Genomic DNA, 9,685 nt, shown 5'->3' with positions numbered 1-9,685 from the left:
CGGGTCAGCCGGCCCGTGCCGGCTCGCTCGCCTTGAACGACAGGCCCTGCCGGCGGAACGACCGGATCGCGGACTCGACCGCATCGAGCAGGCCGACCTTGGCCAGCCAGGCGTCGTCGTAGACCGTGTCCTCGTACTTGCTGGCGTCGTCCGGCATCAGCAACAGGGGGAACGCCGGAGCCGCCGGTCCGAACAGGTCGGTCACACACGCCGTCAGCACGCAGCCCGCCGACCCGCCGATGCCGATCATGGTGTCCTCCCGCAGCATCCGGCACATCGCGATCGCGTCGCTGTCGCGGATCTGGTGGCGGCCGTCGACGGAACCCGCCTCGAGGAACGACGACCGGCGGCTGGCGCCGATCCCCGGGAGGAGACGGGCGGTCGCCGGCATCTCCGTGCGCGGGCCCGGGCAGACCTCGCTCGCCAGCGAGTGGAACACGTCCACGGCGATCACCCGGATTCCTCTACCCGACCCGCGGACGTGCCGGGCGATCCCGGCGGCGGTGCCACCGGTGGAGACCGCGACGTAGACGGCATCCAGGTGCTGGCCGCCCTGCTCGATGATCTCCGGCGCCGTGCTCTCCTCGTGGATATCCGGATTCGCCGGGTTCTCGTACTGGTTGGGCCAGCGGTAGTCCGGTCGTGACCGGAGGATCCGTCGTACCGCGTCGAGCCGGGTGAGCAGGTATCCACCCTGGCCGTCGTGCTCCTCGACGAGGTGCAGCTCGGCGCCGGCCTCGGTGAGCGCCCGGAGGGAGACGGCCGGGGTCTTCGGGTCGACGACCGCGATGAAGTGACAACCGATGTCGGCCAACAGCCGCGCCATCGCGATGCCCAGGTTGCCCGATGTGGACTCCACCACCACCGTGCCCGCCGTCAGGGGGCGCTCCCGGTCGAGGGCACGCAGCAGACCGAGGGCGGTCCGTTCCTTCACTGAGCCGGACGGATGTTGGCACTCGTGCTTGAGGAGTACCGTGTGATGGTCGCCGCCACGCGTCACGAGAAGCTCTGAGACCGGGGTCGGCGCGATCCTCCGATTCCTGTCCAGCATTGCCAAAGGATGCAAGGTCGCCCGGTGGCCGGGAAGAACCTGGCGAGTTGTCGCCAGGAACTCGCCGCGACCTTGATGCGTGGACCCACGAGAAACAAGCATGTGCCCCATGGCGCATCAGGCTGGTCTTGATCCCGTCGCCCGGACGGCTGGACAACCCATCGCGATTATCGGTATGGCGGGTCGATTCCCCGGTGCCCGCTCCGTTGAGGAGTTTCGCGACAACCTTCTCGACGGCGTCGAGTCGATCTCCTTCTTCGACGACGAGGAGTTGCGGGCCGCCGGCGTGACCGACGCCGAGCTGGCCGACCCGGCGTACGTGCGGGCGGCTCCGGTCATCGGCGACGTCGACATGTTCGACGCCGCCCTGTTCGGGCTCAGCAGCCGCGAGGCCCAGCTGGTGGATCCGCAGTTCCGGGTGTTCCTCGAGACCTGCCACTCGGCGCTGGAGAACGGCGGCGTGGTTCCCGGTCAGGGCAGCGACCGGATCGGTGTCTACGCCGGTTCGCGGCCCAACAACTACCTCGAGGACAACATCTACCGCAGCGCGCAGGCGATGCGCAGCGCCGGCAACCTGCTCGCCTCGATCAGCAACCACACGGACTACCTGGCCACCAGCGTGGCCTACCGGCTCGGCCTGACCGGCCCGGCGATCAGCATGGTGACCGCCTGCTCGACCTCCCTGGTGGCCGTCCACGTCGCGGTGCGGGCGCTGCGCGCCGGTGAGTGCGAGGTCGCCCTTGCCGGTGGCGTCGAGATCTGCCTGCCGGAGATCGGCGGGTACGCCTACAAGGAAGGCGGGATCTTCTCGCCGGACGGCCGGATCCGGCCGTTCGACTCCCAGGCCCAGGGCACCGTCTTCGGCAACGGATGCGGTGCCGTCCTGCTCAAGCCGCTGGCCGCCGCGCTGGCCGACGGCAACCCCGTGCACGCCGTCATCCGCGGCACGGCGATCAACAACGACGGCAGCGACAAGGGCGCCTTCTCGTCACCCAGCGCCTCCGGCCAGGTCGCGGTGGTCCGCGCCGCGTTGCGGGACGCCGACGTGCATCCCGCCACCATCGGCTACGTCGAGGCGCACGGCACGGGCACCCTCGTCGGCGACCCGATCGAGGTCGGCGCGCTCAGCACCGCCTGGCGTGAGCAGACCGACGAGGCCGGGTACTGCGCGATCGCGTCGGTCAAGGCCAATGTGGGTCACCTCGGGGCGGCGGCCGGCGTCGCCGGTCTCGTCAACGCGGTCTGCACCGTCCGGGACGGGGTGCTGGCCCCGGTCATCAACTTCGACGAGCCCAATCCGCGCATCGACTTCGTCAACGGCCCGTTCTACGTCAGCACCGAACTGCGCTCCTGGCCGGCGTCGGAGCGCCCCCGGCGGGCCGCGGTGAGCTCGTTCGGGATCGGCGGGACCAACGCCAACGTCATCATCGAGCAGCCGCCGGCCCGCGCGGCGTCCCGTCCCGGGCGGCGTGCCGTCCAGCTCATCCCCGTCTCCGCCCACACGCCGGAGGCGCTCGACGCGCTCACCGGCCGGCTGGCCGACTGGCTGTCCGGCACGGACGAAGAGCTCGCCGACCTCGCGTACACCCTGAGCACGGGCCGCCGGGCGCTGCCGCTGCGCCGCTTCGTGGTGGCCGCCGACCCGGCGGAGGGCGCCGCCCGGCTGACCGTCGACCTGCCCGCCTTCCGGGCCACCGCGGCACGCGGCGCCACCTTCCTCTTCCCCGGTCAGGGGGCGCAGTACCCGGGAATGGCCAGGGAGCTGTACCACTCGGAGCCGGTGTTCCGCGCGGAGTACAACGCCTGCGCGGCGGCGCTGCGCGCCACCCACGACGTGGACCTGCTGCACCTGCTGCTCAAGGCGGACAGCGAGACGCAGAACCAGACGCGCAACACCCAGCCGCTGCTGTTCGCGATCGAGTACGCGCTGGCCAGGACGATGCAGAGCGTCGGCATCCAGCCGACCGCGATGCTCGGGCACAGCATCGGCGAGTACGTGGCCGCGACCCTGGCCGGGGTCTTCAGCCGGGACGACGCGGTGCGGCTGGTGGCCGAGCGGGGTGCGCTCATGCAGACGGCCGAGAGCGGCTCGATGCTCGTGGTGACCCTGCCCGAGGAGCTGCTCGTCCCGATGCTGGACGACACGCTGGACATCGCGGCCATCAACGCACCCGGCGTGTGCGTCGTCGCCGGCCGGACCGAGGACGTGGAACGGTTCGAGGACGAACTGATGCTGCACGGCGTCTCCAGCCGCCGGGTGCACACCTCGCACGCGTTCCACTCCCGGACGATGGACGGCATCCTCGACCGCTTCGAGGAGGCGGTACGGAAGACCACCCTGCGCCCGCCGACGATTCCCTTCGTGTCGAACCTGACCGGCACCTGGATCGCCGACGACGAGGCGACCGACCCGCGCTACTGGGCCCGGCACCTGCGCGGCTGCGTCCGGTTCGCCGCCGGCGTGGAGCTGCTGACCACCGACGGCAACCGGGCCTTCGTCGAGGTGGGACCCGGCCGGACGCTCACCGGCTACGTCACCGCCCAGGACCGCTCGGCGGTGGCGGTGGCGACGCTGCGCCACCCGAAGCAGCAGCAGTCCGACGCGGAGACCCTGCTCGGCGCGGTCGGCCGGCTCTGGGCCGAGGGCGTGCCGGTGGACTGGGCCGGGTTCTGGTCGGACGAGCGGCGCAACCTGCTGGCCCTGCCCGAGTACCCCTACCAGCGTCAGCGCTACTGGATCGAACCTGACGAGGAAGAGCCGGCCGCCGTCGGCGGGACGGCCGTCGCGGCCGGACCGGTCGGTGCGTACACGGCACCGGTGTGGCTGGAGACCCCGGCACCGGACCCGGCCGCCGCGGAGGGGACCTGGCTCGTCCTCTCCGCGCCGGACGACACCGTCCTGCCCCGGGTGGCGGAGCGGGCCAGGGCCGCCGGCGCCAACGTGCTGCTGGCGACGACGGACGAGCAGGCCATGGCGCTCCTGGCCGACCTGCCCGCGGACCTGCCGACGCCGGTGACGCTGGTGCACGGGCTCTGCGTCGGGACCCGGCCCGAGGGCCTGACCGAGGCCACCGCCGCCGAGCACTGGCTCAGCAACGGCTTCCACAGCGTGCTGCGAATGCTCCAGGAGGCCGTTCGCCGGCTGCCGGGTACGCCCGTCGAGCTGGTCGTCGTGACGAGCCAGATGCAGGACGTCACCGGCGACGGCCTGGTCGAGCCGGCCAAGGCGGCGGTACTGGGCGTGGTCAAGCTCGCGCCGAAGGAGCTCGAATCGGTCACCAGCCGCAGCATCGACCTCGGCGGGACGTACCGCGAGGACCTGGCGGTGGCACAGCTCTTCGCGGAGATCGCCGGGAAGGGCCCGGAGCAGCAGGTCGCCTACCGTGGTCGCAAGCGCTGGGCCTGGTCGTACGCCGGGATCTCGGTGACGGCGCCGGCGGGTGCCCCGCCGGCGCTCCGCCAGGGGGGTGTCTACCTCCTCACCGGCGGCCTGGGCGGGCTCGGCCTGGTCCTCGCCCGTCAGCTCGTGGACCTGGTGTCGGCGAAGGTGGTGCTGCTCGGCCGCAGCGGGTTGCCCGACCGGGCGGAGTGGCCGGCCGTGCTGGCCGACACCCCGCAGGCGCCGGTCGCGCACCGCATCCGCGCGGTCCAGGAGATCGAGGAGTCAGGTGGGCAGGTCCTGACGCTGGCGGCGGACGTCACCGACGCCGACAGCATGCACGCGGTACGCGACCGGGTGCTCGACCACTTCGGGCCGGTCGACGGGGTGTTCCACCTGGCGGCCGTGGCGGGTGGCGGCATGCTCGAGACCCGGTCCCACGAGGACGCGCAGGCGGTGCTCGCGCCGAAGGTGCGCGGCACGTATCTGCTCGACGAGATCTTCCAGCCCGACCTGATGGTGCTGTACTCGTCGATCGCGGTGCTCTCCTCCGACTTCGGCCTCGGCGACTACGTCGGTGCCAACGCGGTGCTCGACGCCTTCGCGCAGGCACGGTGGGCGGAGGGCCGGCACACGGTCTCCATCAACTGGCCGCCGTTCGCCGAGGTGGGCATGGCGCAGGAGGTCGAGGCACCGTCGGTCTTCGCCCAGATCGCCTGGGGGGAGCAGCCCGCCGCGGCGGACGCCCGTCCGGTGGCCCACCCGATGCTCTCCGCACGGACCGACGTCGACGACTCGCTCAGCACCTTCGACGTCGACCTGTCCGCGACGAACTGGGTTCTCGACGAGCACCGGATGACCGGCATCCCGACGATGCCCGGCACGGGGATCATCGAGCTGGTGCGTGCCGCGTTCGCTGAGCTGACCGGCGAGCAGCACGGTGAGATCACCGACCTCATGCTCATCCAGCCGCTGGTCGCCCACCCCGGCCTGCGGTGCCAGCTCGATCTGCGCCGGCAGCCCGACGGGTTCGAGGTGGTGCTGCGCAGCCCCGACGGCAACCAGTACGCACAGGGCCGGGTCGGCCCGGGCGGCGCCGTCGACCCCGCCAAGCACGACCTGGCGCAGCTGCGGGCCGAGGCGACGGAGATCTCCGTCCCCGATCTCGCCAACTTCGAGGGCGTGCTCAAGTTCGGACCCCGCTGGTCCGGAATCCGGGGCCGCTGGTCCGCGCCGGGCATGGAACTGGTGACCGTCGAGCTCGACGAGCAGTTCCGCTCCGACCTCGACGAGTACCACCTGCACCCGGCGGTCCTGGACTGCAGCATCGGGATCGGCCAGGTCATCCGGGGCGAAGGCTTCTACCTGCCGTTCAGCTACGGCCGCATCCGCGTCCACAGCGCGCTGCCCGGCCGGGTGCACGCCATCATCCGGCACCTCGACGACACCCTCGGCGAGACCGCCAGCACCGACGTGACGCTCGTCGACGACGACGGCAACGAGGTCCTGACGGTGGAGCGGTTCACCATCTTCCGGATGCCGGAGGATCTGCCCGAGCGGACCCAGGGGACGGCGGTCGCCGCACCGGCAGTCGCCGAGCCGCTGGACGAGGTCACCCCCGAGGCCGGGGCGGAGGCACTGCGGCTGATCCTCGGTGGCGCGGTGGGCCCGCAGGTCATCTGGTGCCCCGAGGGCCTCGACGTCCGGTTGCGGCGTACCTCGAAGGTCAACCGGGCGGCGGTCACCGAGCAGTTGACCGCCGGCGGTGCCTCCACGGGCACGGCACGGACCCTGTCCACGCCGTACGTGGAGCCGAGCACCGACCTCGAGCGGGCCCTGGCGCAACTCTGGTCGGACACGGTCGGCGTCGAGCAGATCGGGGCCGAGGACGACTTCTTCGACCTTGGCGGCAACTCGTTGTTCGCGGTCCAGCTGGTGTCCCGGATCCGGCAGCGCTTCTCGGTCGACGTCTCGGCCGCGCAGCTGTTCGACTCCCGCCACGTCCGGGGCCTGGGCCAGGTCATCGAGGCCGCCCTGGTGGCGAAGATCTCGGCGATGTCGGATGAGCAGGTCGCGCAGACGATGGGGCTGACCACCGATGCCGGCTGATCGGCCCGCCATCGGGGCCGTGGTGGGCGGCCAGGGCATGTCGGCGCAGCACATGTTCAGGCTCACCAGCGACGTGGAACAGCTGGGCATGGACTCGGTGTGGCTGCCGCAGATGCCCAATCAGCTTGAGGTCGGCACGCTGCTCGCCGGGCTGGCCGTCAGGACGGAACGACTGCGCCTGGGCACGGCGATCCTGCCGATGTACTCGCGCCCTCCGGTGGTCATGGCGCAGACCGCGGCGACCATCGACGAGATGTCCGGCGGGCGGGTGAACCTCGGGCTGGGACTGGGCCACCGGGGGATCGGCGACTGGATGGTCGGCGGCCGTTCCGTGCCGGCGCTCGCGGGGACCCGCGAGTATCTCGGCGTCGTCACGCAGCTGTGCCACGAGGGCGAGGTGAACGTCGACGGCGAATGGTACGGCGGGCACGCCTCGCTCCCGCCCGGGCGGCGTGACGACCTGCCCGTCCTGCTCGGCGCCTTCGGCCCGCGGATGCTCGAACTGGCCGCGGAGGTCGCCGACGGGGTGATCCTCTGGATGTGCACGCCGCAGTACGTCACCGACGTCGTGCTGCCCGCGTTACGTCGCGGCTGGGCGAAGCGGGGTGGGCGCCCGGACGGCTTCCGCGTGGTCGCGATGATGCACGCGGCGGTCAGCGACGAACCCGACCGCGACCGCGAACTGTTCGGCCGGCTCCTCGCGTCGTACCTGCGGGTGGCGACCTACCGCGCGCTGTTCCGCAACAGCGGGTTCGCCGACTGCGTCGAGACGGGCAGGGCCGACGCCGGGATGGTGTCGGCCCTGGCCGCGATCGGCCCCGAGGAGGCGGCCCGTGGTCTGGCCGCCTTCCGGCGGGCCGGCGTCGACGAGGTCGTGATCGCCCCGGCGGGCACCGCTCAGCGCGGCTACGAGACCTGCCTTCAGACGCTGCGCGCCACGTACGGGATCAGCGCCAGCGCATGATCCCCGATCATCTGCTTCCGTTGGGCGACGAGGAGTTCTCGGTCTGGCGTCGGTTCTGCCTGCGTAGCACCGGCATGCCGTTCGAGTGGGTCGCTGACCCGGAGATCGTCCGGCAACCGTCGTTCCTGGAGGCGCTGACCTGGCAGCACCTCGAGGTCGCCGAGCTGACCCGGCGTCGGGTCACCGACGGCAGGCCGATGAAGCGGGATCTGTCGAGGACGCTGGCGAGCTACCGGTCGCGGTACTGCGCGAAGAACGACTCGATCGGGTTCTTCGGACCGACGGCCTGGGGCCGCTGGACCGACGGTGACACGGTCGTTCCCGAGCAGGGGTCGGTCACCCGGGGGCAGGTGTTCTTCGAAATGTGGGCCGTCCAGGCGGTGGGCAGGGCGCTCGCGGAGCGCTACGACCTGCATGACTGGACGGTCCCGCAGGTGGCCTCGGCCGTGGCAGCGGGGCCGGGCGGCGTCCACCTGGGCGACGGGTCGTTCCTGTCCCTGTCGGAGTTGGGCCAACGGGTCCTCGGGGCGGTCGACGGCTTCCGGACCGTGGCGGATGTGGCGGCTGTCCTGGACGACGGGACCGCCGACGCCGCGCGGGTCGTCACCGAGATCCGTAAGTTGCAGGCGATGGGGGTGCTGACCCGTGGGTTCTTCATTCCGCAGGCCCAGCATCCCGAGCGCCGGCTGGCCATGCAGTTGGCCCGGGTGGCCGATCCCGCGCGCCGGCAGGCGGCACAGGACGAACTGACGTCGCTGGTACGGGCCCGGGACCGGGTCGCGGCCGCGGTGGGCGACCCGGCCGCGGTGGCCTCCGCGCTGGAGGCGCTGCACGAACGGTTCACCACCGTCGCCCTGGAGTCGTCGCGGCGGCACGACGGCAGGTACTACGCCGGACGGACGGTCGTCTACGAGGAGTGTCGCGCCGACACCGTCCCGGAACTCGGGGCGGAGCTGCGGGCTGACGTGGCACCGGCCCTCGGCCTCCTGTTGCAGAGCGCGCGGTGGTTCTCGGTCGAGATCGCCCGGGGATACCGGTCGTTGGTCGGCGAGCTGCTCGCGCAGGAGCCCGACCAGTCGGCCGACGGCTACCCCCTGCCCAGGCTGCTCGCCCAGCTCGCACCGACCTTCCAGGACAGTACGACCGGACCGACCGGCGCCGCGGCGCGCGAACTGCGCCGACGCTGGACGGAGATCCTGGCCCCCCAGCCGATGGCCGGGCCGGTGACCTATTCGTCGCAGGAACTGCGGGACAAGGTCCTGACGGCCTTCCCCGCCACGGCACCGGGCTGGCCGACGGCACGGTGGCACAGTCCGGATCTCATGCTCGCGGCGGCCAGCCCGGAGGACCTGCGCGACGGCCGGTGGTTGGCCGTGCTCGGCGAGGTCCATCCCACGATCAACTCGCTCGACCAGTTGTGCTTCTCGTGGTCGCACCCCGACCAGGCGGGGCTGCGGCGGGACATCGACAGCGACATGCCGAAGCGGATCGTCCCGCTCTACTCGATGACCGACGGCCTGGTGAACTCCCGTACCGGGCCGCCCGAGGCGTACCACTCGCCCGGCTACACCTACCTGGGGGTCTCCTCCGAGCAGTCGTACGCGCCACCGCGGGCGAACGTGGTGGCGGCGGGCGCGCTGCGGGTGCACCGGGAGGATGGCCGGCTGGTGGTCCGCTCCGTGGTGGACGACTTCGAGGCCGATCTCATCGAGGTGCTGGACGACTACCTCGCCCTGGCCGCGTTCAACCGGTTCGGGCTGCTGGCGCCGTCCCCGTACCAGCCTCGGATCCAGATCGACCGGGTCGTCGTGTCGCGGGAGCGGTGGCAGCTCCCGTTCACCGGGTTCGCCGAGTTCGCGCAGGCCCGGTTGGCGACGGTGGCGTCGCACGTGCGGCAGGTCGCGGCGGACCGGGGGCTGCCCGACGTCGCGTTCTGGGTCGTCGCGGGTGAGGCCAAGCCGATCTACGTCGACCTGCGCGACGACACCCTGATCGACACGCTCTGGGCGAAGCTGCGCCGTGGCCGGCAACGTGATCCCGGTGGCAGCGTCTCGGTCACCGAGATGCTGCCGGGACCCGACCAGTTGTGGCTGCGTGATTCGCAGGGCCGCCGCTACACGGCGGAGTTCAGGCTGACCTGCGTCGACAGTCAGCAGTACCGAGGCGAGAACGGAGAGTGAGC

The 9,685-nt window shown here is 71.8% G+C and carries 4 protein-coding genes; 3 read left to right on the top strand and 1 reads right to left on the bottom strand.

Annotated elements, in window-relative coordinates; genetic code table 11:
- Positions 1-4: 4 nt before the first annotated feature.
- Positions 5-1,051 (bottom strand): pyridoxal-phosphate dependent enzyme, encoded by a 1,047-nt coding sequence (locus tag ACGFIR_RS27785; protein ID WP_393148104.1) that lies wholly within the window; start codon positions 1,049-1,051, stop codon positions 5-7.
- A gap of 100 nt (positions 1,052-1,151) precedes the next feature.
- Between ACGFIR_RS27785 and ACGFIR_RS27780 the strand changes: the two genes are divergently transcribed.
- Genes ACGFIR_RS27780 through ACGFIR_RS27770 form a run of 3 tightly spaced genes read left to right on the top strand, consistent with a single transcriptional unit; the run spans position 1,152 to position 9,683 of the window.
- On the top strand, positions 1,152-6,539 hold the full coding sequence (locus tag ACGFIR_RS27780; protein WP_393148102.1) for an SDR family oxidoreductase: 5,388 nt from the start codon (positions 1,152-1,154) through the stop codon (positions 6,537-6,539).
- Positions 6,529-7,503 carry an LLM class flavin-dependent oxidoreductase gene (locus tag ACGFIR_RS27775; protein ID WP_101411175.1) on the top strand — a complete coding sequence of 325 codons (975 nt, stop codon included), beginning with the start codon at positions 6,529-6,531 and terminating at the stop codon, positions 7,501-7,503. The genes ACGFIR_RS27780 and ACGFIR_RS27775 overlap by 11 nt, the downstream gene beginning before the upstream one ends.
- Positions 7,500-9,683: a lantibiotic dehydratase gene (locus ACGFIR_RS27770; protein WP_393148099.1), complete on the top strand. Its 2,184-nt coding sequence runs from the start codon at positions 7,500-7,502 to the stop codon at positions 9,681-9,683. Before ACGFIR_RS27775 ends, ACGFIR_RS27770 begins: the two co-directional genes overlap by 4 nt.
- Positions 9,684-9,685: the final 2 nt, after the last annotated feature.

It is taken from the genome of Micromonospora sp. NPDC049051 (assembly GCF_043197575.1).
Lineage (GTDB): Bacteria > Actinomycetota > Actinomycetes > Mycobacteriales > Micromonosporaceae > Micromonospora.
Note: the sequence above shows the minus strand (reverse complement) of the source record. Positions and strands in the feature narration are given on the sequence as shown.